The organism is Roseibium sp. M-1 (assembly GCF_054515675.1).
Map to the genome: position 1 here is coordinate 1,659,714 of NZ_CM137257.1, position 25,428 is coordinate 1,685,141.

General features: G+C 61.5%; 25 protein-coding genes. 5 read left to right on the forward strand and 20 right to left on the reverse strand.

Annotated elements, in window-relative coordinates; translation table 11 throughout:
- Positions 1 to 343 precede the first annotated feature (343 nt).
- Positions 344 to 955, forward strand: coding sequence for a hypothetical protein (locus tag ACX3M4_RS07545; RefSeq protein WP_459357967.1), 612 nt, complete (start codon positions 344 to 346; stop codon positions 953 to 955).
- A gap of 27 nt (positions 956 to 982) precedes the next feature.
- On the opposite strand, the gene ACX3M4_RS07550 is transcribed toward ACX3M4_RS07545, so the two are convergent.
- Positions 983 to 1,753: a GntR family transcriptional regulator gene (locus ACX3M4_RS07550; protein ID WP_459357968.1), complete on the reverse strand. Its 771-nt coding sequence runs from the start codon at positions 1,751 to 1,753 to the stop codon at positions 983 to 985.
- Between the two features lie 232 nt (positions 1,754 to 1,985).
- On the opposite strand from ACX3M4_RS07550, the gene ACX3M4_RS07555 reads away from it, so the two are divergent.
- From ACX3M4_RS07555 to ACX3M4_RS07570, 4 genes are all read left to right on the forward strand, one after another.
- Complete coding sequence (locus ACX3M4_RS07555) at positions 1,986 to 2,963, forward strand: sialic acid TRAP transporter substrate-binding protein SiaP (protein WP_459357969.1); 978 nt, start codon at positions 1,986 to 1,988, stop codon at positions 2,961 to 2,963.
- Complete coding sequence (locus ACX3M4_RS07560) at positions 2,960 to 3,568, forward strand: TRAP transporter small permease (RefSeq protein WP_459357970.1); 609 nt, start codon at positions 2,960 to 2,962, stop codon at positions 3,566 to 3,568. Before ACX3M4_RS07555 ends, ACX3M4_RS07560 begins: the two co-directional genes overlap by 4 nt.
- Positions 3,569 to 3,581: 13 nt before the next feature.
- Positions 3,582 to 4,859 (forward strand): TRAP transporter large permease, encoded by a 1,278-nt coding sequence (locus ACX3M4_RS07565; RefSeq protein WP_459357971.1) that lies wholly within the window; start codon positions 3,582 to 3,584, stop codon positions 4,857 to 4,859.
- A gap of 110 nt (positions 4,860 to 4,969) precedes the next feature.
- Positions 4,970 to 6,382: a metallophosphoesterase gene (locus ACX3M4_RS07570; protein ID WP_459357972.1), complete on the forward strand. Its 1,413-nt coding sequence runs from the start codon at positions 4,970 to 4,972 to the stop codon at positions 6,380 to 6,382.
- 18 nt (positions 6,383 to 6,400) lie between these two features.
- Here ACX3M4_RS07570 and ACX3M4_RS07575 read toward each other — a convergent pair whose 3' ends face one another.
- From ACX3M4_RS07575 to ACX3M4_RS07665, 19 genes are all read right to left on the reverse strand, one after another.
- Positions 6,401 to 7,462, reverse strand: a complete 1,062-nt coding sequence (locus ACX3M4_RS07575; RefSeq protein WP_459357973.1) for an ABC transporter ATP-binding protein — start codon at positions 7,460 to 7,462, stop codon at positions 6,401 to 6,403.
- 13 nt (positions 7,463 to 7,475) lie between these two features.
- Positions 7,476 to 8,318 (reverse strand): carbohydrate ABC transporter permease, encoded by an 843-nt coding sequence (locus ACX3M4_RS07580; protein ID WP_459357974.1) that lies wholly within the window; start codon positions 8,316 to 8,318, stop codon positions 7,476 to 7,478.
- A gap of 9 nt (positions 8,319 to 8,327) precedes the next feature.
- Positions 8,328 to 9,260 (reverse strand): carbohydrate ABC transporter permease, encoded by a 933-nt coding sequence (locus ACX3M4_RS07585; RefSeq protein WP_459357975.1) that lies wholly within the window; start codon positions 9,258 to 9,260, stop codon positions 8,328 to 8,330.
- Positions 9,257 to 10,513: an ABC transporter substrate-binding protein gene (locus ACX3M4_RS07590; RefSeq protein WP_459357976.1), complete on the reverse strand. Its 1,257-nt coding sequence runs from the start codon at positions 10,511 to 10,513 to the stop codon at positions 9,257 to 9,259. Before ACX3M4_RS07590 ends, ACX3M4_RS07585 begins: the two co-directional genes overlap by 4 nt.
- Positions 10,514 to 10,557: 44 nt before the next feature.
- On the reverse strand, positions 10,558 to 11,724 hold the full coding sequence (locus ACX3M4_RS07595) for an aminotransferase class I/II-fold pyridoxal phosphate-dependent enzyme (RefSeq protein ID WP_459357977.1): 1,167 nt from the start codon (positions 11,722 to 11,724) through the stop codon (positions 10,558 to 10,560).
- A complete protein-coding gene (locus tag ACX3M4_RS07600) occupies positions 11,717 to 12,445 on the reverse strand; it encodes a FadR/GntR family transcriptional regulator (protein WP_459357978.1) in 729 nt (242 codons plus the stop codon). Before ACX3M4_RS07600 ends, ACX3M4_RS07595 begins: the two co-directional genes overlap by 8 nt.
- Positions 12,446 to 12,843: 398 nt before the next feature.
- Positions 12,844 to 13,239 (reverse strand): RidA family protein, encoded by a 396-nt coding sequence (locus tag ACX3M4_RS07605; RefSeq protein WP_459357979.1) that lies wholly within the window; start codon positions 13,237 to 13,239, stop codon positions 12,844 to 12,846.
- A complete protein-coding gene (locus ACX3M4_RS07610; RefSeq protein ID WP_459357980.1) occupies positions 13,236 to 13,643 on the reverse strand; it encodes an acyl-CoA thioesterase in 408 nt (135 codons plus the stop codon). The genes ACX3M4_RS07605 and ACX3M4_RS07610 overlap by 4 nt, the downstream gene beginning before the upstream one ends.
- A 3-nt stretch (positions 13,644 to 13,646) precedes the next feature.
- A complete protein-coding gene (locus ACX3M4_RS07615; protein WP_459357981.1) occupies positions 13,647 to 14,336 on the reverse strand; it encodes an ABC transporter ATP-binding protein in 690 nt (229 codons plus the stop codon).
- Positions 14,333 to 15,082 carry an ABC transporter ATP-binding protein gene (locus ACX3M4_RS07620; protein WP_459357982.1) on the reverse strand — a complete coding sequence of 250 codons (750 nt, stop codon included), beginning with the start codon at positions 15,080 to 15,082 and terminating at the stop codon, positions 14,333 to 14,335. The genes ACX3M4_RS07615 and ACX3M4_RS07620 overlap by 4 nt, the downstream gene beginning before the upstream one ends.
- Positions 15,075 to 16,058, reverse strand: a complete 984-nt coding sequence (locus ACX3M4_RS07625) for a branched-chain amino acid ABC transporter permease (RefSeq protein ID WP_459357983.1) — start codon at positions 16,056 to 16,058, stop codon at positions 15,075 to 15,077. The genes ACX3M4_RS07620 and ACX3M4_RS07625 overlap by 8 nt, the downstream gene beginning before the upstream one ends.
- Entirely contained in the window at positions 16,055 to 16,975 is a 921-nt protein-coding gene (locus ACX3M4_RS07630) for a branched-chain amino acid ABC transporter permease (protein WP_459357984.1), read from the reverse strand. The genes ACX3M4_RS07625 and ACX3M4_RS07630 overlap by 4 nt, the downstream gene beginning before the upstream one ends.
- 57 nt (positions 16,976 to 17,032) lie before the next feature.
- Positions 17,033 to 18,169, reverse strand: a complete 1,137-nt coding sequence (locus tag ACX3M4_RS07635; protein ID WP_459357985.1) for an ABC transporter substrate-binding protein — start codon at positions 18,167 to 18,169, stop codon at positions 17,033 to 17,035.
- A 132-nt stretch (positions 18,170 to 18,301) separates the two neighbouring features.
- Positions 18,302 to 19,921 carry an AMP-binding protein gene (locus ACX3M4_RS07640; protein ID WP_459357986.1) on the reverse strand — a complete coding sequence of 540 codons (1,620 nt, stop codon included), beginning with the start codon at positions 19,919 to 19,921 and terminating at the stop codon, positions 18,302 to 18,304.
- 2 nt (positions 19,922 to 19,923) lie between these two features.
- On the reverse strand, positions 19,924 to 21,078 hold the full coding sequence (locus ACX3M4_RS07645) for an acyl-CoA dehydrogenase family protein (protein ID WP_459357987.1): 1,155 nt from the start codon (positions 21,076 to 21,078) through the stop codon (positions 19,924 to 19,926).
- Positions 21,078 to 21,878 (reverse strand): enoyl-CoA hydratase family protein, encoded by an 801-nt coding sequence (locus ACX3M4_RS07650; protein ID WP_459357988.1) that lies wholly within the window; start codon positions 21,876 to 21,878, stop codon positions 21,078 to 21,080. The genes ACX3M4_RS07645 and ACX3M4_RS07650 overlap by 1 nt, the downstream gene beginning before the upstream one ends.
- Positions 21,868 to 22,350 (reverse strand): MarR family winged helix-turn-helix transcriptional regulator, encoded by a 483-nt coding sequence (locus ACX3M4_RS07655; protein ID WP_459357989.1) that lies wholly within the window; start codon positions 22,348 to 22,350, stop codon positions 21,868 to 21,870. Before ACX3M4_RS07655 ends, ACX3M4_RS07650 begins: the two co-directional genes overlap by 11 nt.
- A complete protein-coding gene (locus ACX3M4_RS07660; protein WP_459357990.1) occupies positions 22,350 to 23,093 on the reverse strand; it encodes an SDR family NAD(P)-dependent oxidoreductase in 744 nt (247 codons plus the stop codon). The genes ACX3M4_RS07655 and ACX3M4_RS07660 overlap by 1 nt, the downstream gene beginning before the upstream one ends.
- Complete coding sequence (locus tag ACX3M4_RS07665) at positions 23,090 to 25,384, reverse strand: bifunctional salicylyl-CoA 5-hydroxylase/oxidoreductase (RefSeq protein WP_459357991.1); 2,295 nt, start codon at positions 25,382 to 25,384, stop codon at positions 23,090 to 23,092. The genes ACX3M4_RS07660 and ACX3M4_RS07665 overlap by 4 nt, the downstream gene beginning before the upstream one ends.
- Positions 25,385 to 25,428: the final 44 nt, after the last annotated feature.

Here is a 25,428-nt window from a genome sequence, read left to right on the forward strand (position 1 = left end):
TCGAGCGCCGTTTCGGCCTGTTACTCCACATATTGGTATTGTATTGGAATTGTTTTTTCCTCTTTTCAGGCTCAAAGGTATTAAAGACCGGCGCTTCCTGCCGAAAAAAATCGTGGCAAATATCGCCTTCCGCCAAGTTCATGAAAAAGCCTGGCACCTCCACCGACCGCATCCCAACTCCACTGATGCTGTAGACACGCTCGCCAGACCAGCGCTCCCGGAGGTTGCAAACCCTGCTCCCGTGCTGCCTAGATCAAGCGAACTGCCGCCTGGCCCGTTATGCGTGCCGCAAGCAGACCGAGAAAAAGCCTGCGATCGATTCCAGGCCAGAAAAGGAAGAGACATGACGCCAAGACTTGCCAGAACCCTTTGCCTCTTTCTCAGCCTCGACCTTGCGATTGCACTCACTCCCGCAAGCCCGGAAGCCTGGGGCAAGGATGGCGGCGGTCATGGGGGAGATCACGGGGGAGATCACGGGGGCGGACACGACGGAGGCAATGGTGGCGGCCGCGATGGTGGCGGCCAGGGAGGCGATCACGGAGGTGGCCACGACGGCGGTGGGCACTCCGGGACCGGCGTGAACGGCCACGGGGGCAATTCCGGCATCGGCTCCAGCGGGCAAGCCTCAGGACTGGATGCCAACGGACCGGCTGGACGGATCAGCGGCCGTTTCCAGGCAAAGGACGCGCGGACGGGTGAGACACTCAGCTTCGATCTGGGCAGTCATACCCTTGCCTCGCTTCGGCCGGGAGACGAGGTATCGATCAATGGTGCCAAACACACTCTTGCCGGCCTGGAATCGCGTTCGGGCGACATCGGCAATGAGGCCAAGGGCCGCTCGCTGACGATGTCATTCCACCGGAAATCGGCCACGGCTGAAAAAGGAAAACCCGGCGAGGAGCATTCCCTGCTGATCAACGACCGGATCCTTGAATATATCCTCAAGAGCCTTTGAAGACGGACTGAAGACCCTCGCCCCGCCCTACTCGATGTCGAACAGGAAATAGTCCGGCCACAGATCCTGGAACATGCCGATATCGATCTGCAGCTTGTTGAGATGATTGTGCATGCAGGCAACCGCCTCATCGGCATTTCCGCGCTCCATAGCCTCCAGCACGCGGGCATGTTCATCGACGACCAGTTGCATCCTGCCTTGCTGCGGCAGGGTCAGCCGGCGATAGCGCTCCACCTGAAGCCTGATCTTCTCGATCATGCTCCAGATGCCCGGATAGCCGCTGGCCGCGGCGATGCCGGCATGAAAGGCATTGTCTGCCTCGTGGAAAGCGTCTTCGTCGCCGCTTTCCGCCAGCTCCCGTTCGCGCTGGATCACGGCCTTCAATTCCATCAACTGGCTCTTGGTCGCACGCAAGGTAGCCTCGCGCACGCAGACCTCTTCCAGCGCCTTGCGGGCAACAATGGCTTCCCGCAGTTCCGCCACAGGGATACGGGCGACGAAGGTGCCAGATTTCGGAAAGACGTCGACCAGCTTCTCTTCCGCCAGTCGCAGGATCGCCTCGCGAACCGGCGTGCGGCTGATGCCGTATTTTTCGGTGATTTCCTTTTCCGACAGGGGCGTTCCCGGAGGCAGGGCGATGTTTATGATGGCCTCGCGCAGATCCCGGTAGACGATTTCGGAGTTACGGGCCGCCTGGCGGGCAAAGCGCGCCGTCGTGCCGCGAGGCGGCGCGTTCTTCGCCCTGGGCTTGCGGGTCTTGATCCCGGCTGAGGGCTTTTCGTTCAGATTTACGGCCATTTCTATCCCGAAACCGCTTTTGTCTTGTCTCCCGGGACTGTGTCCTTCTGTCCCGATTATACGCGGTTTCTCCCCTTCGTTTCCGTTTACCTAGCAATCCACCCGAGGGAAGGCCAGTCGAATTCATTTGCATTCGACCTTTAGGTCATATACCAAAAATAACTTGTATACTAGTTATACAAGATAGGCCGAATGAGTGGAGGAGCTCGACCCGGCCGACGGGAGGAAAGACATGATTGGAAAAACGATGAAGCGCGGTCTCCTGGCCGCCGCGATGACGATTGCCCTTGCCGGACAGGCCTGGGCGGCAGAGCTGAAATGGGCCCACGTCTATGAGGAAGGCTCCAGCTACCACAAATGGGCGCTCTGGGCGGCCGAACAGATCAAGGAAAAGACCGATGGCCGCGTGACCATTTCGGTCTATCCCGCGTCTTCGCTCGGCAAGGAAGCGGAGATCAACGAAGGCCTGACGATCGGGTCCGTCGACATGATCTATACCGGCCCGAATTTCGCCGAGCGCGACTACGGCCCGATTGCGATTTCCGACTATCCCTTCATGCTGAAGAACTACGATCACTGGAAGGCTTACCGGGACAGCGATCTCTTTTCAGACCTCTCCGACGGTTACAAGGAAGCCACCGGCCACACGGTGGCGGCGATCACCTGGTACGGCTACCGCCATGTGACCTCGAAATTCCCGATCACCAAGCCGGAAGACATGAAGGGACTGAAGATCCGCGTGCCGGATTCACCGCTGATGGTGCTTTTCCCGAACGCGGTCGGCGCCAACCCGACCCCGATAGCTTTCTCTGAAGTGTATCTCGCCTTGCAGCAGGGCGTGGTCGACGCCCAGGAAAACCCGCTGCCGACGATCAAGTTCAAGAAGTTCTACGAGGTCCAGTCGAACATCAACCTGACCGGTCATATCGGCAATTCGCTGATCATCGTGGTCTCCGAGAACGCCATGGGGCAGATCGGCGACGATGCGGCCATCGTAGATGCGGTTCTGAAGGACGCAGCCGCACAGAATGCGGACGAGATCTACCAGTCCGAGCAGGATCTTGCGCAATGGTTCGTTGACCAGGGCATCCAGATCAACGAGGTGGACAAGGCCGCCTTCCAGGCAGCCGTTGCTCCCATCCTGACGGATGAAAGCAAGGTGCCCTACACCCAGGAACATTACGAGCGGATGCAGGCGCTCGCTCAATGACACAAAGCAGTGACGTGGCATCCGAAGCTCAGGAAACGGATGCCACCTCCTCGCAGCAAGGGCGCGCCGATGGCGCGCCCGACCTGCTCCGGTTCGATGACAAAAAGACGGATCTGTCGGCGATATCCTGGATCGATGCGCCCGGCATCCTGGTCTTCTGGCTGCTTGCCGTCGTCGTCTTCCTGCAGTTCTTCACCCGATACGTGCTGAACGATTCCCTTGCCTGGACCGAAGAGGTGGCGCGCTACCTCCTGATTCTGGTGTGCTTCCTGGGATCTATCACCGCGACACGGCGCGGCACGCATATCCTGCTGGAATTCCTGATGCGCATGGTCCCGCCCGGGCTCGCCAAGACGCTGATGGTGCTGTCGCAGACGATCACGCTCGGCTTCTTCGCCTCGATGACCTGGATCGGCATCGAACTGACCCAGAAGACCCGCCAGAAAATGATCTCGCTGCCTGTCCCCAAAGCCTGGATCTACACGATCTGCGTGATCGCTCTCGGCCTGATGGCATTCTATTCCGCTCTCTGGCTCTGGCGGCGCTTGCACCAGAGCCCTCAAGACCTCGTCCGCTCCCTGGACGATCACCTGCCCACCGATTGAAGAGTTTCCGCCGATGGCCGTCTTGTTGATGATCCTGCTCCTGTTTGCCCTGATGATCATCGGGGTACCGGTCGCAGCAGCCCTGGCACTCGCCTCGCTTGCCTTCGTGCTCGTGGAGGGTCTGCCGCCGATGATCGTGCTGGCCAACATGGTCAACGGCATCAATTCCTTTCCGCTGATCGCGGTTCCCTTCTTTATCCTGGCCGGCAACCTGATGAATTCGGCCGGCATCACGACCCGCATCTTCGCCTTCGCCCGCGCGGCGGTCGGCTGGATGCATGGCGGACTGGGTCATGTGAATGTCGGCGCCAGCGTCATCTTTGCCGGCATGTCCGGTGCCGCGGTGGCCGATGCCGGCGGTCTCGGCAACATCGAGATCAAGGCAATGCGCGACAGCGGCTACGATACCGATTTTGCCGTCGGCATTACTGCCGCGTCCTCGACCATCGGACCGATCATCCCCCCGTCCCTGCCGCTGGTAATCTACGGCGTCATCGCGGACGCCTCCATCGGGCAGCTGTTCATGGCGGGAATCATTCCCGGACTGATGATGGCGCTCGCACTGATGGCGATGGTCGCCTGGTATTCGCGCCGCCGGAACTACCCGCGCGATCTCGACTTCCGGCTTTCCCGATTGGGCCACACCTTTCTCGATGCTCTTCTGCCGCTCATGACACCGATGATCATAATCGGCGGTATCATGTTCGGTGTCTTCACACCGACGGAAGCAGCCATCGCCGCCGTTGCCTGGTGCATCTTTCTGGGCGCTGCAGTCTACCGGACGCTCGACTGGCGGAAGATCCTGAAAGTGTCCTTCGATACGGTCGAGATGACGGCAGCCATCATGCTGATCGTGGCGGCCTCGACAATCTTTGCCTGGATCCTGACGGCGAACCAGACCGCGCAGCACTTTTCCGAGCTGATGGTCACGCTGACCGACAACAAGGTTGCGCTGCTGCTGATCATTACCCTGATCGTCCTGGTGATCGGGCTCTTCATGGAGACCATCGCCGCAATCACGATCCTGACGCCGGTGCTGCTGCCGGTCGCGGTCGGGCTCGGCATCGACCCGGTCCACTTCGGCATCATCATGATCCTCAATCTGATGATCGGTCTGCTGACGCCGCCGGTCGGCATGGTTCTCTACGTATTGTCGAAAGTGGCGCAGGTCCCCTTCGAGCGCTGTGTCACGGCAACGGCACCGTTCCTTATCCCGCTAATTGCCGTGCTGCTGCTCCTGACTTTCGTACCCGCCTTGTCCATGTGGCTGCCGACACTGGTCTATCGCTGAGGGACAAACAGACCCGAGGTCAAAAGCCGGTTCACACCCTTATCCCGGTCGCTATGCTTGGTTATTTCCGCTAGGGAAACCTTTGAAGGCGAAGTGTGGGGATTTCAGAGATGTTGGACAGACCGGCTTATCTACTTGCGGTGCTTGCAACCGCGTTCTTGCCGTTGACAGGCGCTCAGGCCCAGACACCTTCGCCGCCGTTTCAGCCAGGACCGGACGAAGGTCTTTTCCTGATTGTCACCGACATCCATTTCGATCCGTTCAGCGTGCCCTCGATCGTGCCGGCGCTGGACCAGAGCGAAATTTCCGGCTGGCCCCAGATCTTCAAGGACTCGGGCGGTGGTATCGCGAGCTATGGCAGCGACAGCACCTACACGCTGATGACATCCGCGCTCGAGACGGCGGCGGCACAGGGCATGACCTATGACTACGTGCTCTACACCGGAGATTACCTCAGCCACAATTTCAATTCCGACTATGACGGCAATGCCGGGCCCAACCCGAAAGGCGTTACCTCGTTTGCCATCAAGACCACGCAATATGTTTCCTGGCTGCTCGGCGAAACTTTCGAGCACATCCCGGTCTATGGTGTGCTTGGCAACGAGGATTCCGCCTGCGGAGACTACCAGCTCGCGCCGGACAGTGCGTTTCTGGAAGGTGTCGGGGAGGAATGGGCAAAGCTGAGCCAGCAGCCGCAGGGGTTTGGCGCGTTTCACCACCAGGGGTTCTACAAGGTCACGCATCCGACCGTTCCGGACCAGGATATCATCGCGCTCAGCAACGTCTATTGGGCCAAGCGCTATTCGGACGCCTGCAACAGCGATGGCGGCGATCCTGGACGGGATGTGATGGCCTGGCTGGACAGCCAACTTTCCGAGACGCAGCAGGCCGGACGCAAGGCCCAGATCCTCATGCATGTTCCCCCGGGTGCCGATGCCTACGACACCGCAAAGCATGCCGGATCAGGATCTTGCGACAGCAACATCCATCTCTTCTGGCACGAGCACTATCTGAAAGACTTCCTCGCCCTGATGCATAAATATGCCGGAACGGTCGACTATACCTTCTCCGGACACACCCATATGGACGGCTTCACGATCATCGACGATGCTTCTGGAGCTCCTCTGATCGCCAATCAGATCACGGCATCCGTCAGCCCCGTCTTCGGTAACAACCCGGCATTCACGGTCTTTCTCTATGACCGAACCAACGGGACGGTGAAGGACTCAGCCACCTATTACCTGACGAACCTCGAAGGTGCAGCGTCGGGCGACACGCCGGACTGGCAGCTCGAATATGACTACCGAAGCACCTATGCCGTTCAGGACCTGTCCGCCGCCAGCCGCGCGTCGCTGGCGCAAACGTTGCAAAACGACGAACCCCTGCGCCAGCGCTTCAGCGATCTTTACGCCGTACAGTCGCCAAACAAGCAGATTGACGCCGCCAACTGGCAGGCCTTCACCTGCGCGCTCGATGCCGCCAGCCGTGACGAGTACAAGACCTGCTATTGCGGAAGCAACTGACCCGCCCTGTCATTGCCCTCATGCTGCCAGACGGCGGCCGTCGGGACCGAAGAGATGGGTCTTGTCGAGGTCGAGCGCGATGCCGACCTTGTCTCCCGATTTCAGCGGAAAATGACCGTGCTCGCGCACGAGCACCTGGCCAATGCCCGGAACGCTTGCATGTATGTTGGTGTCAGACCCAAGATGCTCCACCAGCTCCGCCGTGCCGGACATGTGGGCCGCTTCCGGAGCCACGATGTTCAGGTGCTCCGGCCGGACACCAAGTTCACTCGCAGCGGACTGGCCGTTCGAAAACCCGATCTGGAGCCTGGTTCCGTCTTTCAGGCTGATCGCCCCTTCCTTCTGCTCGATGCCGAGAATGTTCATTGTGGGTGAGCCGATGAACTGGGCGACGAACTTGTTGGCCGGGCGGTCGTAAAGTTCCAGCGGCGTTCCGACCTGCTGGATGTCGCCGGCATTCAGAACCACGATCCGGTCTGCCAGCGTCAGGGCTTCGATCTGATCGTGGGTGACATAGATCATAGTCGCCTTCAGCCGCTGGTGCAGGCGGGCGATTTCCAGCCGCATCTCGACGCGCAGGGCGGCGTCCAGGTTGGACAGCGGTTCGTCGAAGAGAAAGGCGCTCGGGTCGCGCACGATGGCGCGTCCCATGGCGACACGCTGGCGCTGCCCGCCGGAAAGCTGTTTGGGCAGGCGCGCCGTCAGATTGCCGAGGCCAAGGGTCTTTGCCGCTTCCTGAACCTTGCCGGTACGCTCCTCGTTCGGGGCTTTGCGGATTTCCAGCGAGAAGCCCATGTTGCGGGCGACATCCATATGCGGATAGAGCGCATAGGACTGGAACACCATGGCCATGTCCCGGTCGCGCGGGGGCACCTCGTTCATGCGCTTTCCATCGACGGTGAAGTCACCGCCGGAAATCGGCTCCAGCCCGGCGATCATGCGCAGAAGCGTGGACTTGCCGCAACCGGACGGGCCGACGAGCACGATGAATTCGCCGTCCTCGATGGTGAGGTTGATATCGCGCATGACTTCGACGGAGCCATAGGCCTTGGCGATGTTCCTGAGTTCGATACGTGCCATCTTTTAAAGCCCCCTACCCCTTGACGGCGCCAGAGGTGAGCCCCTGGACCAGATAGCGCTGGATGAAGATGAAGAAGAGACACGAGGGCACGAGCGCGAGCACGCCGGCTGCCATCATCTGCCCCCAGTCGACCGAGAATTTCGAGACGAAGGTCAGGAGCCCGACGGGGAAGGTCATCGTGTCGTTGGAATTGATCAGCATGAGCGCAAAGAGCAATTCGCTCCAGGCGGCGGTGAAGACGAAGCCGAGCGTCGCGCCGAGGCCCGGCAGCGTCAGCGGCAGAATGATCTTCCTGAGAGCCTCGAACCGCGTGCAGCCGTCGATCATGCCTGCCTCCTCCAGATCCTTCGGAATACCGTCGAAGAAGGACTGCATAAGGAAGGTGGCGAAGGGAATGTTGAAGGCTGTATAGACGATGATCAGGCTTGTCAGAGAGTTCAGCAGGCCCACGGCGGCGACGATCTTGTAGATCGGCGCGATGATCATCAGAAGCGGGAACATCTGGGTGATCAGCATCAGCGCCACGATCAGCCGCTTGCCGCGGAATGCGAAGCGGGAGAAGGCATACCCTGCCGCGGCCGCGATCGCCGTCGTGATTGCCGCCGTGCCGATGGAGACGATGACGCTGTTCTTGAAATAGGACAGGAAGTCGGTCGCGATCAGGACGGTCTCGAAGTTCTCGAACGTGAAGCTGCTCGGAAAGAGCGACGTTCCTTCGCTGAAAATCAGCTTGTCAGGGGTCACCGCGATCTTGGCCAGCCAATAGAGCGGGAAAAGCGCGAAGGCGACATAAAGACCGAGGGCGAGATATTTGCCGGTGACGGCCAGGGGCGAGCTTTTGCGCAGGGCACTCATGATGTCACCTCAGATCTTGACCAGCTTCCGGCGCAGCACCAGCAGTATCACTGCATAGATCAGCAGCAGACCGAGGAGCGCGACGGCGATTGCGGAGGCATAGCCGAAATCGAGTTTGCGGAAGGCGGTGGTGAAAATGTAGGTCGACAGGATCTGCGTCGAGTTGGCGGGACCGCCGCCGGTCATGACGAAGATGAGGTCGGCGAAATTCGCGATCCAGATCGTGCGCAGCATGACGGTGATGGCGATCATCGGCGCCAGGAACGGCAGCGTGATCTTGGTGAAAGTCTGCCAGGGCGTAGCGCCGTCGATCTCCGCGGCTTCATAGAGCTCGTGCGGGATGGACTGAAGCGCGGCCAGCAGCGTGATGGCGAAGAACGGGATGCCGAACCAGACATTGGCCGTGATAGGACCCCACATGGCAAGGTCAGGATCGCCAAGGATGTTGAAGGGTTCCGACAGGATTCCGAGCGCCGCGAGCCAGTGCGGCAGCGGGCCGATGGTCGGATTGAAGAGCCAGGCCCAGGTAAGCGCGGAGAGAAACGTCGGCACGGCCCAGGGCAGGAAAACCAGCGCCTGGACGATACGCTTGCCGTGAAACTGCGTGTTCAGCAGCATTGCAAGGCCAAGACCCAGGAAGAACTGGAAGAAAATTGACCCGAGCGTCCACCAGAACGTGTTGGTCAGCGCCAGCCAGAATTTCCGGTCCGACCACAGCGCCTCGAAATTTGCAAAGCCGACCCAGCCCGACTGAAACGGACGCAGCAGGTTGACCGACTGGAAGGCGTAGGAAACGCCGATCACCAGAGGCACCAGCATCACCAGGGCAATCAGCACGATTGCCGGGGTGAGGTAGAGATAGGGCTCCACCATATAACGGAAATAGAAGGTGGGCCGTGCCCGGGATTTTCTCCCGGGCACTGCGGTGTCGATGGCAGTCATTGTGCGGCTTTCCAGCGGCCATATTCTCCGGTCAGGAATTCGGCCCATTTGTCGGCCACCTCCTGGGCGGAGATTTCACCCAGAAGCGCTTCCTGGCTGGATTCCAGCGCGATGGAGTCCGCGAAGTAGCCGAACTGCTCCAGATAGGTCGGCATCACGGTCGGGACATACTGGTCGCCGTTCAGGGTGTCGAACCAGCCCTTGAACTGTTCGGTCTTGAAGAACGGATCCTGTTCCGCGCCTTCGTGGATCGGGATAACGCCGACGCGCTTGGCCCATTCCTTGTTGGCTTCCGGGCTGGAGAGATGCGCGATCAGCTTCCAGGATAGATCCTCGTTGCTGGTGGTGTCGAACATCGCCCACCCGGCAAAACCGATCGTCGGGAAGGCCTTGCCGGCCGGACCGACGGGCATCGGCACAACGGCAAAATCCGCTGCATCCATGCGCTCGGCAACCGCGATCAGAGCATCCGGATCCTGGTCGAGGAAGGCGCAGGTGCCGGAATAGAAACCGGCGACGATCTCGTTGAAGCCCCAGCTGACGGAGTCCTTCGGCGCGTAACCGTTCTGATACATGTCGATCAGGAACTGGATCCCCTCGACGGAGCCCGGCTGGTTGAGCGTGCTCTTGCCGTCCTCATCGAAGAAGGTGTTGCTGCCGTTCATGGTGGCGGCCATCATGATCCAACCGTTGAGGCCGCCCGGACCACCGCGCAGGCAGTAGCCGTATTTGCCGTCAAGCGCGGAGACCGCCTTTGAGGCTTCCATGAATTCGGCCATGGTGCCCGGAGGGCTGGCAACGCCTGCTTCCTCTAGCAGCTTCTTGTTGTAGAACATGGCGCGCAGATAGAAGCCGTAGGGGATCATCCTTGCGGTCTTGCCGTCGGTCTGGCGACCCATGTCCAGGGTTTTCTGGGTCAGCGTGCCGCCATTGTCCCAGCCGGCGATCTTGTCGTTGAGATCGACCAGCCTGTCCTTGTAGATGCCCGCCCAACGGTCTGGCATCTCGACGACGTCCGGGATGTCGCCGCCAGCCACCATGGTCGCCAGCTTTTCAAAAGCCTGGCCCCAGGGAAGAGAGACGATCTCGACTTCGGTACCCGGGTTGGCTGCCTCAAATGCATCGACCTGGCTTTGCAAAACTTCGGTGCGCTCCGGGCTGGTGATGACTTCCACCAGCTTCAGGGTCTCGGCGTTGGCGGCAGAGCCTGCCAGAAACGCCAATGCGCTAATTGCTCCTATCAATCCCCTCATGGTTCAACTCCGCTTCTTTCAGGTTTCGTTGGGAATGCGCCGTCTTATTTTTGGGCGCTTGCGCTGAGGGCCGTTTCAAAATCGGCCCAAAGATCGTTGGGGTCTTCCAACCCGAGGCTGAGGCGTACGATCCGGTCGGAGACGCCAAAGCGTTGCATGGAATTCTGTTCGCCCGCCTGGGCAAGACCGATCCGCGTCGGCAGCAGCAGGCTTTCAAATCCGCCCCAGCTGACGCCAAGACGGAAGAGCTTGAGGCTGTCCGCCAGGTGCGGAATGTCGACACCCTCCTTCAACTCGACGGAGAGCAATCCGGAGCGGCCGGTGAGACCCGGCACGACGTTGGGGCCCGGTGAGTTCACCGCCTGCACCAGCGGGTGGTTCCCCAGCCGGTCGACAAAGAGATTGGCCGTTGCCTGATGCTGGCGCATGCGGGGGCCGAGCGTGCGCAGGCCGCGCGTCAGCAGGAAGGCTTCGAATGGCGCCAGCTTGCCGCCGAGTAGCGGCAACGTCAGGTCGCGGATCTTGTTGATCAGCGCTTCCCTGGCAACAACGACACCGGCGACCGTGTCCGAATGACCCGAGAGATATTTCGACGCCGAATGCAGGACGATGTCGATGCCGAGCGTCAGCGGCCTTTGAAACAGCGGCGTTGCCCAGGAATTGTCGATGACAGTCAACACTCCGTGCCGCTTGGCATGCGCGGCAACGGTGACGAGATCCATGGTCTGGAAGACGACCGAATTCGGGCTTTCCAGATAGGCAAGCTTCACGCCCTTCAGGAGGTCCGGATCTGACTGGAATTCCTCGATGGAATGATAACTCACGCCGACACCGAAGGGCCTGAGCATACGCTCGAACAGCCGGTAGGCGTCCGGATAGACATGCTCGACACAGGCAATGCGGTCACCGGGTTTGACGAAAGCCAGCACGGTGGAGGAGATCGCGGCCATCCCGGAGGCAAAACCGACGGCGGCCTCGCCTGCTTCGGCCTGCGCCATCAGCTTTTCGAAGGCGGCGACCGTCGGGTTCTGAATCCGCGTATAGAGCGGATCGGAAGTTCGGCCGGCCATCCGGTCCTCGAAGGCCTGATAGCTGTCGAAGGTGAAGAGCGAGGTTTGCACGATGGGCGGAGCGACTGCGCCGCCGAACTCGGTGGACGCCGCGGCAAGCAGCGTTTCGATCGAATATCCACCCGGCACAGCGTCAGCCATTATGTTCCTCTGAAATCTTCTGGGTTTCGGCGCAGACCATGTCGATGATGCTCTCGGTCAGCTCCACCGCCCTTGCCTCGTCGCCGGCAATGATCGCGTCGGCGAGCGGACGGTGCAGCGGGATGGTCGCCTGGCCGAGATGAGCCTTGCCGAACGGCGTCTCGTAAATGTCGTGAAAGGCTTTCTGGATCTGTTCGATAAACTGCCGGAACAGCGGATTGCCCGTGGCTTCGTGGATTGCGTTGTGAAAGCGGTGGTCCGCCGGCCGCCAGTCTTCGCCGGCCTCATAAACCGCCATCAGTTCCGCCGCCCGCGCATTGATGACTTTGCGCTGTTCCGGCGTTGCAAGGCGGGTCGCGATCCGCACCGCCTCGATCTCGAGAGGCTTCCTGACCTGCTGCATGCGCAGCAGGCTGTCGGCCTCGTGCTTGATGGTCAGGGCCACGCGCAGAGTGTTTGTCGATATTTCCGCGATGAGCCGCGTGCCGGCGCCCTTGTTCCGGCTGACGACGCCCATGCTTTCCCAGGTTTTCAGGGTTTCGCGGATGGTCGATCGGCCAAATCCGAGGCGCCGCACCAGATCAAGCTCCGGCGGCAGGCGATCGCCCACTTTCAGCCCCTCCTCCTCGATCAGCGCAATCAGCGCCCGGGGTACGTCGCGCGGGGCTACCGCGCGTTCCGTACCGGTTGCGGGAGAAGTCTGGGTTGCGTTTTCCGGCATGGACCGACGTCGACCTTTGTTGTTAGCCATTTCACGATACCACTTTGTCTGACATTGTAAACACTTTGTCAGACATAATTCTCCGACAAAGTTTCTGAGGTGATAAATAGCTGGGTTTGCTGAAGGAATCTGAAAGGACAACGGCGAACATATCTTGCTCCGAGGGCTCTCACCTCTCCATCGTCATCCCGGACGAAGCGCAGCGAAGATCCGGGACCGGGGAGCCGAGGACCTCTGGAAGACATGCAGTGCCTACAACAGAATCAAGTGGCGCCCCGGTCCCGGCTCGCGCTTCGCTTGGCCGGGATGACGTCGGAGAGGAATAGCCTGCCACCAAAACAAAAAAGCCCGGCACAGGGTGCCGGGCATCAGGAATGCGCTGAAAATAATACTGCCGGTCAGCCGACCTGCGCGGTTGCCTCGATCTCGATCAAGGCCTCGTCCTCGATGAGGCCGGCGACGACCACGACGGACATGGCCGGGAAATGACGGCCCATCACCCGACGGTAGGCTTCGCCGACTTCCCTTTGGCGGGCGAGGTATTCGCGCTTGTCGGTGATGAACCAGGTCAGACGGGCAATGTCGGTGACCGCCCCGCCGGCGGCCTCGACGATGGCGACGATATTTGCCAGCGTCTGTTCCATCTGGCCGATGAAGTCATGGGTTTCAAAGACCTGGTCCTTGTTCCAGCCGATCTGGCCGCCGATATGGAGCGTCTTGCCCTCCGTCAGCATGCCGTTTGCGTAGCCTTTTGCGGGCGCCCAGCCGTCCGGTTGAATGGTTTTGACCGTCATTGATCCTGACTTTCCTTGATTTCCTGAAATCGATTTTTGACCTTTTCAGGCCATACCGCCGGTCTGCCGCCGGCGTTGACATTGACGAGGGTGAGCTCGGTCTCGAAACGGCGGTCCCCGGCACAGTCTGCCGTGATCGCGATGCCACAGCTCGTGCGCCCCACCCGTGTTATTGCAAGAGTGAGCGCCAATTGATCGCCGAGGCGGCTTGGTGCTTTGAACTGCGTCCGGATTTCCGCCGTTGGTATGGCGCCGTCCTTGTGGATTTCCTTGAAGGGCCAGCCCACCAACCGGTCGAAGAAGGTCTCGACGCAATCGTTCATCATCTCGAAATAGCGGGGATAGAAGACGATCCCCGCCGGGTCGCAATGCTTGAACAGGATGGGCTGCTCGAGGACAAACATCGATCAGACCCCGATATAACTTGCGGTGACGTCGTCGGTCAGGGCATCGATGCTTCCCGTCCACACCGACTTGCCGCGTTCCAGGATCGTCGCCCGGTCGCAGACCTGGCGCAGTTCCTTGATCGACTTGTCGATGACGAGGATAGCAAGCCCCGTTTCCGCCTTGAGCTGGCGGACGACAGCCCAGATTTCCTTACGGATCACCGGGGCAAGGCCTTCCGTCGCTTCATCCAGGATCAAAAGCTTCGGATTGGTCATCAGCGCCCGGCCGATGGCAAGCATCTGCTGTTCGCCGCCGGAGAGCGAGCCCGCCCGCTGGCCGCGCCGTTCGCCGAGCCGCGGAAACAGACCGATCACGCGTTCGAAGGTCCAGTCACCCCGGCGTGCGGCTGCGATGAGGTTTTCCTGCACGGTCAATGTGCCGAAACACCGGCGGCCCTCCGGCACGAGGCCAAGGCCCAGCCTTGCCGCCCTGTGGCTCGGCAGGCGGGTCAGATCCTGGCCGTTGAATGTCAGCGTTCCCTTGGCCGCCAGCATTCGGCAGATGCACTTGACGGTGGTCGACTTGCCCATGCCGTTGCGGCCGAGCAGCGCCAACACCTCGCCTTCGCCGATCTCAAGATCGACGCCGAAGAGCGCCTGGCTGGCCCCATAAGAGGCCGTGACATCGGAGAGCTTCAGTAGGTCGCTCATGCCTCGTCCCCCAGATAGGCTTCCTTGACGGCCGCATTTGCGCGGATCTCGTCGACCGTGCCGGTGGCGATGACTTCACCGTAAACCAGCACGCTGATGCGGTCGGCAAGCGAGAAGACAGCGTCCATGTCGTGCTCGACCAGGAGGATCGGCGCTTCGTGGCGCAGCTGATCCAGAAAACCGGTCAACAGCTTGGAGCCTTCCGCGCCCATGCCGGCCATCGGTTCGTCCATGACGAGGGCCTTGGGTTTCAACGTCAGCGCAACCGCGACCTCGAGCTGGCGGCGCTGGCCGTGGCTGAGTTCTGCCGTGCGCATGCGGGCCTGATCTTTCAGGCCGACCCGTTCCAGGGCCTCTTCGGCGGTTGCCCGCAGATCTGCGTCCTTGAGCACGCTGGAGAAAAACCGCCAGGGCTTGCCGCTGGCACCAAGCGCACCGAGCAGCACGTTCTGGAGGACCGTATCTTCCATGGTGAGCGCCGAAATCTGGAAGGTTCGTCCCAGCCCTGCACGAGCGCGGGCCCGGGTCGGCTGGTGTGTGACGTCCTCGCCCAGAAGGCGCACTGTTCCGGAATCGGGCCGCAGCGTGCCGCAGATCTGGCCGATCAGGGTCGATTTGCCCGCTCCGTTCGGGCCGATGATCGCGTGGATCTCGCCCGGCTTCAGATCGACGGAGATGTCCTGGCTGGCGCGCAGGGCACCGAAGCTTTTGGTGATGCCGCTCGTCTCGAGAACCGCGTCAGTCATGAACCGCCTCCCGTCCACAGACCATGCCGATGAGCCCACCCCTGCCGAAGAGCACGATGACGAGGAGCAGCAGGCCGAGATAGATGTGCCAGAACTCGCTGAGGCCACCCAGCCAGTGTTCCAGCGCCACGAAGACGAGCGCGCCGACCACCGGGCCGAAGAGGCGACCGACCCCGCCCAGAATGACGAAGATCATGATCTCGCCACTGAGCTGCCAGCTGAACATGGTCGGGCTGACAAAGCGGTTGAGATCGGCAAAGAGGGCCCCGGCGAGACCGGTGATGGCACCGGAGAGCACGAAGGCGATCAGCTTCACCCGGACCGGATCGAGCCCGACGGTTTCCACCCGGACCGGAACCTGCCGTGCCGCATTCAAGGCCAGACCGAAGGGAGACGCCGCCAGGCGCCAGGCAAAGGCGAGCACCAGGCAGAGCAGCACAAGGCAAATGCCATAGAACTGAATCGGATCCAGCGTGTTGAGACCCGGGAAGCCGTTGCGGACATAGATCGACAGCCCGTCCTCACCGCCATACTGCGCCCAGGAAATGGCGAAGAAGAAGAACATCTGGCCGAAGGCAAGCGTGATCATGATGAAATAGACGCCCGCGGTCCGGAGCGACAGGATGCCAATGACCAGCGCCGCCAGGGACGAGACCACCACCGCGACCAGCCAGATGACCGGCATGGACTTGGTGCCCTCGATCAGGATCGGCCACTCGGCGAGCGCCGTATAGGTCTGGGCATGATGGGCGAGGATTCCCATGGCATAGCCGCCGAGGCCGAAGAAGACGGCATGGCCAAGACTGACCAGCCCGCCGAGGCCGAGCGCGATGTTGAGGCCGACAGCGGCAATGGCGAAGACCGCCGCGCGCGTCATCAGCGTGATTGTAAAGGGTTCGTCCGTCATCACTGCCCAGAGCGGGATTGCGACGAAGAGCGCCAGTGTCAACGCGTTGATATAGCGTTCCCGGATCATGCGCGTGCTCCGAACAGTCCGGCAGGACGCAGGATCAGCACCGCAGCCATCAGGATGTAGATCGCCATGGAGGCGAGCGAGGAGCCGATCGATGTGGCCGTCGACGGATCGAGAAAGAGTTTCAAGAGCTCGGGCAGGAAGATGCCGCCAAGAGTGTCGGTTAGCCCGACCAGGATCGCACCGACGAGCGCGCCCTTGATGGAGCCGATGCCGCCGATGACGATGACGACGAAGGCAAGGATCAGGACGGGCTCACCCATGCCGACCTGCACCGACTGGATCGCACCGACAAGAGCACCTGCCAGGCCGGCGAGCGCCGCGCCGAGCGCAAAGACGATGGTGTAGAGCCGGGCAATGTCGATGCCGAGGGCGGCGATCATCTCGCGGTCGTTTTCGCCGGCCCGGATCTGTACGCCGAGGCGTGTCCGGGAAATCAGCATCCAGAGACCGAATGCCACCAGCAATCCGACGACGATCAGCGTCAGCCGGTAGAGCGGATAGGCAATCCCACCGGGCAAGGTCACCGGACCGGAGAGGAATTCGGGCACGTTCAGAAACAACGGAAAGGAACCGAAAATCCAGCGCGTTCCTTCCGAAAAGATCAGGATCAGGGCGAAGGTCGCCAGCACCTGGTCGAGATGGTCCTTGGTGTAGAGCCTGCGAATGACGACCAGTTCCACCAGCGCCCCGGCAATCGCCGCACCGGCAAGTGCCGCGACCAGACCGAGCATGAAGGACCCGGTTGCGGCCGCCACGGCAGCCGCGCAGAATGCCCCGATCATGTAGAGCGAACCATGGGCAAGGTTGATCAACCCCATGACGCCGAAGATCAGGGTCAGGCCGGCCGCCATCAGAAACAGCATGATGCCGAATTGCAGGCCGTTCAGAACCTGCTCTATGAGCAATATCAGTGACATGAGATCCCCGCCCCTTGCACCGGCCCGTCGAAACGGGCCAGTGCGAAAGTGCTTACCTTACATGTTGCACTCGGACCAGTAGGCATCGGCGTGGCTGGTCAGCGCCTTGCCGATGATCTTGTTGGTGTAGACGTCACCTTCCTTGATCACTTCACGGACATAGATGTCCTGGATCGGGTGGTGGTTCGGGCCGAACTTGAAGTTGCCTCTGGTCGACTTGAAATCGGCTTCTTCGAGGGCAGCGCGGAACGCATCTGCGTCCTTCACGTCCGCCTTTGCCATGGCGGACAGCAGCAGGTTGGCGGTGTCGAAGCCCTGGGACGCATAGAGCGACGGCAGGCGGCCATACTCGGCCTGGAAGCTTTCGACAAAGGCCTTGTTGACCGGATTGTCGATGTCCTTGCTCCACTGGCTGGTGTTCTTCACGCCCATGGCGGCGTCACCGACAGCCTGCAGGATACCCTGGTCGAAGGAGAAAGCCGGGCCGATCACCGGAAGGCCGACGCCGGAATCCTTGTACTGCTTCAGGAAGGAAATCCCCATACCGCCCGGCAGGAAGAAATAGACGCTGTCGGCGCCGGAAGCGCGGATCTGGGCAATTTCAGCCGCATAGTCGGTCTGGCCGAGCTTGGTGTAGATCTCGCCGGCAAGACCGCCCTGGTACATGCGCTTGTAGCCAGTGAGCGCATCCTGGCCCGCCGGATAGTTCGGCGCCAGCAGGAAACTGTTCTTCAGGCCTTCGAAATTGGCATAAGCACCGGCAGCTTCGTGCAGGTTGTCATTCTGCCAGGCGACGTTGAAGTAGTTCGGATGGCAGCCCTTGCCGGCAAGCGCGGACGGACCCGCATTCGGCGACAGATAGAACTTGCCCTGGGCGGTCGCGGCCGGAACGACGGCCATCGCCAGGTTCGACCAGATGATGCCGGTGAGCACATCGACCTTGTCGGACTGGATCATCTTGTCGGCGAGCTGGACGGCAATGTCCGGCTTCTGCTGGTCGTCCTCGATGACCACTTCCAGATCTTCGTTGCCGGCCTGCTTGACGGCAAGCATGAAGCCGTCGCGCACGTCGATGCCGAGACCGGCGCCACCGCCGGAAAGCGTCGTGATCATGCCGACCTTCACCGGATCGGCATTTGCGCCGGAGATGGTCAGCGCCAGTGCCGCTGCTGCGGCCAGTGTTACGAATTTCATATGCTGCTCCTCTTGGTCTAAGACCTGCTGTTCCCATTCGGTTTAGGTGTCTTTGCCGCCGTGCTTCCTTTGCCCGTCACGGTCGGCCAGGGCTTGTTATCGTTGTCCCGCGTGCCCCACGCGTGGTTCGTTTCAGGCGTCCGGTCGCAACCGGAAGCGCTGGATCTTGCCGGTTTCGGTTTTCGGCAATGCGTCGGTAAAAATGATCGAGCGCGGATACTTGTAGGGTGCGATCGTCGCTTTCACGTGATCTTTCAAGGCTTTGGAGAGGTCTTCGGAAGCTTCGCTTCCGGCGGCCACGACAACATGGGCCTGCACGATCGAGCCGCGATCCTCGTCCGGTACGCCGATGACCGCACATTCCTGCACGGCCGGATGTGCCAGCAGCGCAGCTTCCACCTCCGGACCCGCGATGTTGTAGCCGGCGGAGATGATCATGTCGTCGTTGCGGGCGGCAAAATGCAGATGCCCGTCCTCGCTCATGGAAAAACTGTCACCGGTGATGTTCCAGCCGTCCACGACATATTGTCCCTGGCGGTCGTCGGCGAGATAGCGGCAGCCGGTCGGGCCACGCACGGCCAGGCGGCCGACTTCACCCGGGGCAACGTCCTTGCCGTCCGGACCGAGGATCCGGATTTCGTAGCCGGTGACCGGCTTGCCGGTGCAGGCAGGCTTGTGATCGTCGAAGCGGTTGGAAATGAAGATGTGCAGCATTTCCGTCGCGCCAATGCCGTCCAGCATCGGCTTGCCGGTCTTTTCCATCCAGGCGTCATAGACCGGTGCCGGCAGGGTTTCACCAGCGGAGACGGCTGCGCGCAGAGACGAAAGATCCTTGCCCGCATCCATCGCCTGCAGCATCACCCGGTAGGCGGTCGGCGCGGTGAAGCAGACGGTCGCCTTATATTTCTCGATGATCTCGATCATGTTTGGCGGCGTCGCGCTTTCCAGTAGCGTTGCCGCAGCTCCGAAGCGCAGCGGGAAGATCGCCAGCCCACCGAGACCGAAGGTGAAGGCAAGCGGCGGCGAGCCGACAAAGACGTCGTCCGGCGTCACGCCGAGAACTTCCCGGGCATAGCCGTCGGCGATGATCAGCAGATCGCGGTGGAAATGCATCGTCGCCTTGGGCGTGCCGGTGGATCCGGAGGTGAAGCCCAGAAGGGCAACATCGTCGCGGCCGGTCGGCACGGCGTCGTAAAGCACGGACTTTTCCAGCGCCAGACGGTCAAGTTCGGCATCATGATTGGACGTGCCGTCGAAGCCGATGACCTTCTTCAGGAAAGACGAGCCCTTGGCGCAGGCGACCATTTCGTCCATCAGGCGCGTGTCGCAGAGGGCGAACTCGATCTCCGCCTTGTCGACGATCTTTGAGAGCTCCCCTGCCCGCAGCATCGGCATGGTGTTGACCACCACAGCCCCGGCCTTGGTGGCGGCGAGCCAGCAGGCGACCATCGCCGGATTGTTGGCGGAGCGGATCAGCACCCGGTTGCCCGGCTTGACTCCAAGATCTTCCGTCAGCGCATGGGCCAGGCGGTTGGTCCAGTCGGCGAGTTCCTTGTAGGTGCGGCGGCGGCCGTTGCCGATAAGCGCAGTGTGATCGCCGAAACCCTGCTCCACCATCCGGTCAGTCAGTTCGACCCCTGCATTGAGGCGCTCCGGATACTGGAAGCCGTCCAGCAGGAAATCCGGCCAGGTGCCCTCGGGCGGCAGGTTGTCCCGGGTGAAGGTGTCGACATGTGCGGAAGGACCAAGCATGATCAGTCTCCCTGAAATGCGCCAAGCGTCTGGCGCGCAATGATGATTTTCTGGACGTCCGAGGCGCCTTCATAGATTCGCAGTGCCCGGATCTCGCGGTAGAGCTTCTCGACTTCCGTACCGGATCGAACGCCGTCGCCGCCGTGAAGCTGCACTGCCTTGTCGATGACCTTCTGCGCCTGATCGGTGGCGAAGAGTTTTGCCATCGCAGCTTCCCGCGTCACCCGCGGTGCGCCTGAGTCCTTGGTCCAGGCGGCACGATAGATCAGCAGGGCCGCGGCATCGACATCAAGCGCCATATCGGCGATGTGCCCCTGCACCAGTTGCAGGTCGAAGAGTGGCGATCCCTGGATCTCCCGCGTCGTGACCCGCTTCAAGGCTTCATCGAGCGCACGCCGGGCAAAACCGAGGGCGGCGGCGGCAACAGTGGACCGGAAAATATCCAGGACCGACATGGCGATCCTGAAACCTGCGCCCGGCGTACCGATCATTTTCTTTTTTGGAATCCGGCAGCCGGTGAAGCGCAGGGTGGCCAGAGGATGGGGCGCAATGGTTTCCAGTCGTTCGGTCACCTCGAAACCGGGCAGATCCGGCGTCACGATGAAGGCGGAAAGACCCTTTGCGCCCGGCGCCTCGCCGGTCCGCGCAAAGAGCGTATAGAGATCGGCGATGCCGCCGTTGGAGATCCAGGTCTTCTCGCCGTCGAGCACGTAGGCGTCGCCGTCGTCGGTGGCAGTCATGGTCGAATTGGCGACATCCGAGCCCGACTGCGGCTCGGTCAGGGCAAAAGCGGAAATCGCCTTGCCGGAGCGGGTCTGCGGCAGCCACTCGGCCTTCTGCTCGTCGGTGCCGAAGAGCGAAATCGCACCAGTGCCAAGCCCCTGCATGGCAAAGGCGAAGTCGGCAAGGCCGTCATGGCGGGCAAGCGTTTCGCGGATGAGGCACAGGCTGCGCACGTCGAGCCTGCCGTCGGGAGCCCCGCTGTGCTGCAGGAAACCGGCTTTCCCGAGTGCCGTCACCAGCTCCCGGCAGGCCGCATCCGTGTCGGCATGATCGACATGCGCCAGATGAGCAGTGGCCCAGCTTTCCAGCTCGGCGGACAGCGCGCGGTGCCTGTCTTCAAAGAACGGCCAGTGCAGGAACGACGTATCCGACATCAATCCCCCTCGAAGACCGGCTTTTCTTTTTTGACGAAGGCCTCATAGGCCCGGCGGAAATCGTTGCCCTGCATGCAGATCGCCTGGGCCTGAGCCTCGGCCTCGATGGCCTGCTCCAGGCTCATCGACCATTCCTGGGCGAGCATCGTCTTGGTCATGGAATTGGCGAAGGTCGGTCCGGCGACGATACGTCCGGCCATCTCCATTGCGGCCGCGTCCAGCTCGTCTGCTGCAACGACCGCATTGAAGAAGCCCCAGGCATGGCCTTCGTCGGCCTTCATCGAGCGGCCGAGATAAAGCAGCTCCGCCGCCCGTCCCTGGCCGATGATGCGCGGCAGGATCGCGCAGGCGCCCATGTCGCAACCGGCCAGGCCGACGCGGTTGAAGAGAAAGGCCACCTTGGCGTCGGGTGCCGCGATGCGCAGGTCCGAGGCCATTGCCATGATGGCGCCGGCACCGGCACAGATGCCGTCGACAGCGGAAATGATCGGCTTGCCGCAATTGAGCATGGCTTTCACCAGGTCGCCGGTCATGCGGGTAAAGGCGAGCAGTTCCTTCATGTTCATCTTCGTCAGCGGACCAATGATGTCGTGCACATCGCCGCCGGAGGAGAAGTTGCCGCCATTCGGCAGGATCACCACGGCATGGACGTCGTCGGCATAGACGAGGTCGCGAAACCAGTCGCGGAGCTCGGCATAGCTTTCGAAGGTCAGCGGGTTCTTGCGTTCCGGCCGGTTGAGTGAAATGCGCGCTATGCCGCCGGCAATCTCACAATTGAAATGCGTGACGTCACTGCGCATGGTCACTCTCCTCTGGGTGCTGGCGTTTCAGGACCAGATCCAGGCGGCTGGAGAGCGCGGAGATATCCTCCGGAGCCCAACCGTCCAGAAGATCGTTGATCCAGTTCTCGTGATGATGGGCGAGGTCTTCAAAGGCGGTTTTGCCCTTTGGCGTCAGCCGCGCAAGCTGGGCGCGCCGGTCACCCGGAACGGCAACACGCACCGCGAGGCCTTCCTCGGCCAGCTTGTCGACGATGCCGGTGACATTGCCGTTGGAGACCTTCAGATAGGTGGAAAGATCCGACATCTTCAGCCCGTCCGGAAACCGCGCCAGAGCCGACATGACGTCGAAGCGCGGCAGCGTCGTGCCGTGGCCATCGCGGAGGTTCCGGCGGATCTCCGCCTCGATGCCGTTGACGGATTTCAGGAGCTTCAGCCAGAGGCGCAGCCGCGCCTTGGAGAGAGGTTCGGTTTTTAAGGCCGCTTCCGGCATCACAGCTCTCCTCCCGAAAGTGTCAGGGCATGTCCGTTGACGGAAATCGCACCCTCTGAACACAGGTAAAGCGCGGTTTCCGCGACTTCCACCACCTGGATGAAACGCCCCTGCGGATTGTCCGCTTTCAGGCTGTCGGCAGCCGCTTCCGGGCTCATGCCGGTTTTTTCAACGATGGTGTCGATGGACCGCAGCAGTAGCGGCGTCTCGACGAAACCCGGGCAGATGGCGTTGACGGTGATGCCCGTCTTTGCGAGTTCCCGGGCGAGCGAGCGCGTCAGACCGACCACCGCATGCTTGGCGGCGCAATAGGCACTGACATAGGGATAGCCGCGCAGGCCGGCCGTGGAGGCAATCGCGATCATTCGGCCCCAGCCCTGCTCCTTCATATCCGGCAGCGCTGCCTGCCAGACATTGAAAACACCAAAGAGATTGACGGCGAGCATCGCCTGCAAATCTTCGGGTGTTGTGCGCGCAAAAGGCTTGCTGCTGGCGGCGCCTGCATTGGCGACGACCACATCGACAGGACCCAGCGCGGCTTTCGCCGCAGCCATGGCGGCCTGGACTGCTGCAGTGTCGGTGACGTCACAGACCTGATAGGGCAGCTTCTGCTCCGAAAGGCTCGCCTCAGTGCGGCCGAAGATCGTGACCTTCGCACCCTTTTCGGCAAAGAGCTGCGCGCAGGCGGCACCGACGCCGCTGCCGCCGCCTGTCACGACGATATGACGGCCCGCGACACTCATACCTTCAGCATCTCCGCTTCGCGGTCGGCAAGGCGCCACGTCTGGTCGCGGCCGGCAAGATATGGCAGCGGCCAGTCGGTGGCATTGCGGTCGCCGATCTTGGCGGCCTCGTGCAGGGTCCAGTAGGGATCGGCCAGATGCGGACGGCCGACGGCGACGAGATCGGCGCGGCCTGCCATCAGGATCGAATTGGCGTGATCGGCTTCATAGATGTTGCCGACAGCCATGGTCGGCAGACCGCCCTCGTTGCGGATGCGGTCGGAGAACGGCGTCTGGAACATGCGGCCATAGACCGGCCGCGCCTTGGGCGTCGTCTGCCCGGCGGACACATCCACCAGATCGACCCCGGCCGCGCGGAATTGCTTGGCGATCTCGACCGCATCGTCCGGTGTGATGCCTTCCTCGCCCACCCAGTCGCAGGCGGAAATGCGCACGGACATTGGCTTGTGATCCGGCCAGACGGCGCGCATGGCTTTGAACACTTCCAGCGGCCAGCGCAGGCGGTTCTCCAGCGAGCCGCCATATTCGTCCGTGCGGATGTTGGAAACCGGCGAGATGAAGGAAGAAAGCAGATAGCCGTGGGCGGCGTGCAGCTCGATCATGTCGAAGCCAGCGCGTTCGGCCATCTCCGTCGAGGCAACGAATTCGGCCTTGATCCCGTCCATCTCGGCGCGGGTGATCTCGCGCGGCGCGGCATTGCCGTCCGACCACGGGATGGCGGAGGCAGAGACCAGATCCCAGTTGCCGTCATGGAGCGGCTTGTCCATTCCTTCCCAGCCGATCCGCGTCGACCCCTTGCGGCCCGAGTGGCCGATCTGGGCGCAGATCTTGGCGCTGGACTCTGCGTGGACAAAATCGGTCAGGCGTTTCCAGGCGGTTTCGTGTTCAGGCGCGTAAAGGCCCGGGCAACCCGGGGTGATGCGGCCTTCGGCGCTGACACAAGTCATCTCGATGAAAACCAGCCCCGCCCCGCCCTTGGCACGCTCGCCGTAGTGGATCAGGTGCCAGTCGGTCGGCGATCCGTCGACGGCCTTGTACTGGGCCATCGGCGAGACGACGATGCGGTTCTTCAGCTCCATCTCGCGCAATTTGAACGGCGTGAACATCGGCGCGCGCACAGGCGCATTTGGCGAGACGCCGGATTGGGTCATGAACCAGCGTTCGGCGGATTCCAGCCATTTCGGATCGCGCAGGCGCAGGTTTTCGTGGCTGATACGCTGGGAGCGGGTCAGCATGGAATAGTTGAACTGGACCGGATCGAGATGGAGGTAACGCTCCACATGCTCGAACCATTCCAGCGAGTTGCGCGCGGCCGACTGCAGACGAAGAACTTCCAGGCGCCGGTCTTCCTCGTAGCGTTTGAAGGCGGCCGCCATGTCCGGCTCGGTGTGGAGATATTCGGCCAGCGCAATGGCGGACTCGAAGGCGAGCTTGGTGCCGGAGCCGATGGAAAAATGCGCGGTCGCTGCAGCGTCGCCGAGCAGCACCACATTTTCATGGCTCCACTTCTCGCAGAGCACCCGCGGGAAGCGGATCCAGGCGGAGCCGCGGATATGCTTGGCATTGGTCATCAGCGCGTGACCGCCGAGGTGATCCTTGAAGATCTCCTCGCAGGTGCGGATGCTGTCATCCTGGCTCATTTCGCCGAAGCCGAAGGCATCGAAGGTTTCCTGCGTGCACTCGACGATGAAGGTCGCCGTCTCATCGTCGAACTGGTAGGCATGCGCCCACACCCAGCCGTGCTCGGTTTCCTCGAAGATGAAGGTGAAGGCGTCGGCGAATTTCTGGTGGGTACCCAGCCAGACGAACTGGCAGAGACGCCTGTCGATGTCAGGCTTGAACGTGTCCTGGTAAAGCGTGCGGGTCTTGGAATTGAGACCGTCGCTGGCGACCACAAGATCATAGGTCTTGCGGTAGTCCTCGGCGCTTTCCACCTCGGTTTCGAATTTCAGATTGATGCCGAGTTCGCGGGCCCGGTCCTGCAGCAGCAGCAGCAGCTTCATGCGGCCGATGCCGCAGAAGCCGTGGCCGGTTGAGACCAGGCGCTCGCCCCGCATATGCAGCGCGATATCGTCCCAGTAGGCAAAGTTCTCGCCGATGGCCTTGGCGCTGACCGGATCGTTGGCAGCAAGGTTCTGCAGGGTCTCGTCGGAGAGCACCACGCCCCAGCCGAACGTGTCGTCGGCCCGGTTGCGCTCGATGACGTCGATCTCGTGGGAAGGATTGCGCAGTTTCATCGAAATGGCGAAATAGAGACCGGCAGGCCCTCCGCCCAGACAAGCAATCCGCATGGAAACCTCCCTTGCTGCAGTCCCTTCAGCGAACCACAGCAGGA

Excerpts from the sequence above, each read along its gene's own strand:
- ACX3M4_RS07650 (WP_459357988.1), bottom strand. The coding sequence starts at position 21,878 with ATGCGCAGTGACGTCACGCATTTCAATTGTGAGATTGCCGGCGGCATA.
- ACX3M4_RS07625 (WP_459357983.1), bottom strand. The coding sequence starts at position 16,058 with ATGATCCGGGAACGCTATATCAACGCGTTGACACTGGCGCTCTTCGTC.
- ACX3M4_RS07575 (WP_459357973.1), bottom strand. The coding sequence starts at position 7,462 with ATGGCACGTATCGAACTCAGGAACATCGCCAAGGCCTATGGCTCCGTC.
- ACX3M4_RS07560 (WP_459357970.1), top strand. The coding sequence starts at position 2,960 with ATGACACAAAGCAGTGACGTGGCATCCGAAGCTCAGGAAACGGATGCC.
- ACX3M4_RS07555 (WP_459357969.1), top strand. The coding sequence starts at position 1,986 with ATGATTGGAAAAACGATGAAGCGCGGTCTCCTGGCCGCCGCGATGACG.
- ACX3M4_RS07570 (WP_459357972.1), top strand. The coding sequence starts at position 4,970 with ATGTTGGACAGACCGGCTTATCTACTTGCGGTGCTTGCAACCGCGTTC.
- ACX3M4_RS07630 (WP_459357984.1), bottom strand. The coding sequence starts at position 16,975 with ATGTCACTGATATTGCTCATAGAGCAGGTTCTGAACGGCCTGCAATTC.
- ACX3M4_RS07635 (WP_459357985.1), bottom strand. The coding sequence starts at position 18,169 with ATGAAATTCGTAACACTGGCCGCAGCAGCGGCACTGGCGCTGACCATC.
- ACX3M4_RS07550 (WP_459357968.1), bottom strand. The coding sequence starts at position 1,753 with ATGGCCGTAAATCTGAACGAAAAGCCCTCAGCCGGGATCAAGACCCGC.
- ACX3M4_RS07595 (WP_459357977.1), bottom strand. The coding sequence starts at position 11,724 with ATGGCTGACGCTGTGCCGGGTGGATATTCGATCGAAACGCTGCTTGCC.
- ACX3M4_RS07545 (WP_459357967.1), top strand. The coding sequence starts at position 344 with ATGACGCCAAGACTTGCCAGAACCCTTTGCCTCTTTCTCAGCCTCGAC.
- ACX3M4_RS07620 (WP_459357982.1), bottom strand. The coding sequence starts at position 15,082 with ATGACTGACGCGGTTCTCGAGACGAGCGGCATCACCAAAAGCTTCGGT.
- ACX3M4_RS07605 (WP_459357979.1), bottom strand. The coding sequence starts at position 13,239 with ATGACGGTCAAAACCATTCAACCGGACGGCTGGGCGCCCGCAAAAGGC.
- ACX3M4_RS07585 (WP_459357975.1), bottom strand. The coding sequence starts at position 9,260 with ATGACTGCCATCGACACCGCAGTGCCCGGGAGAAAATCCCGGGCACGG.
- ACX3M4_RS07590 (WP_459357976.1), bottom strand. The coding sequence starts at position 10,513 with ATGAGGGGATTGATAGGAGCAATTAGCGCATTGGCGTTTCTGGCAGGC.
- ACX3M4_RS07660 (WP_459357990.1), bottom strand. The coding sequence starts at position 23,093 with ATGAGTGTCGCGGGCCGTCATATCGTCGTGACAGGCGGCGGCAGCGGC.
- ACX3M4_RS07665 (WP_459357991.1), bottom strand. The coding sequence starts at position 25,384 with ATGCGGATTGCTTGTCTGGGCGGAGGGCCTGCCGGTCTCTATTTCGCC.
- ACX3M4_RS07580 (WP_459357974.1), bottom strand. The coding sequence starts at position 8,318 with ATGAGTGCCCTGCGCAAAAGCTCGCCCCTGGCCGTCACCGGCAAATAT.
- ACX3M4_RS07565 (WP_459357971.1), top strand. The coding sequence starts at position 3,582 with ATGGCCGTCTTGTTGATGATCCTGCTCCTGTTTGCCCTGATGATCATC.
- ACX3M4_RS07645 (WP_459357987.1), bottom strand. The coding sequence starts at position 21,078 with ATGTCGGATACGTCGTTCCTGCACTGGCCGTTCTTTGAAGACAGGCAC.
- ACX3M4_RS07610 (WP_459357980.1), bottom strand. The coding sequence starts at position 13,643 with ATGTTTGTCCTCGAGCAGCCCATCCTGTTCAAGCATTGCGACCCGGCG.
- ACX3M4_RS07600 (WP_459357978.1), bottom strand. The coding sequence starts at position 12,445 with ATGCCGGAAAACGCAACCCAGACTTCTCCCGCAACCGGTACGGAACGC.
- ACX3M4_RS07640 (WP_459357986.1), bottom strand. The coding sequence starts at position 19,921 with ATGCTTGGTCCTTCCGCACATGTCGACACCTTCACCCGGGACAACCTG.
- ACX3M4_RS07615 (WP_459357981.1), bottom strand. The coding sequence starts at position 14,336 with ATGAGCGACCTACTGAAGCTCTCCGATGTCACGGCCTCTTATGGGGCC.
- ACX3M4_RS07655 (WP_459357989.1), bottom strand. The coding sequence starts at position 22,350 with ATGCCGGAAGCGGCCTTAAAAACCGAACCTCTCTCCAAGGCGCGGCTG.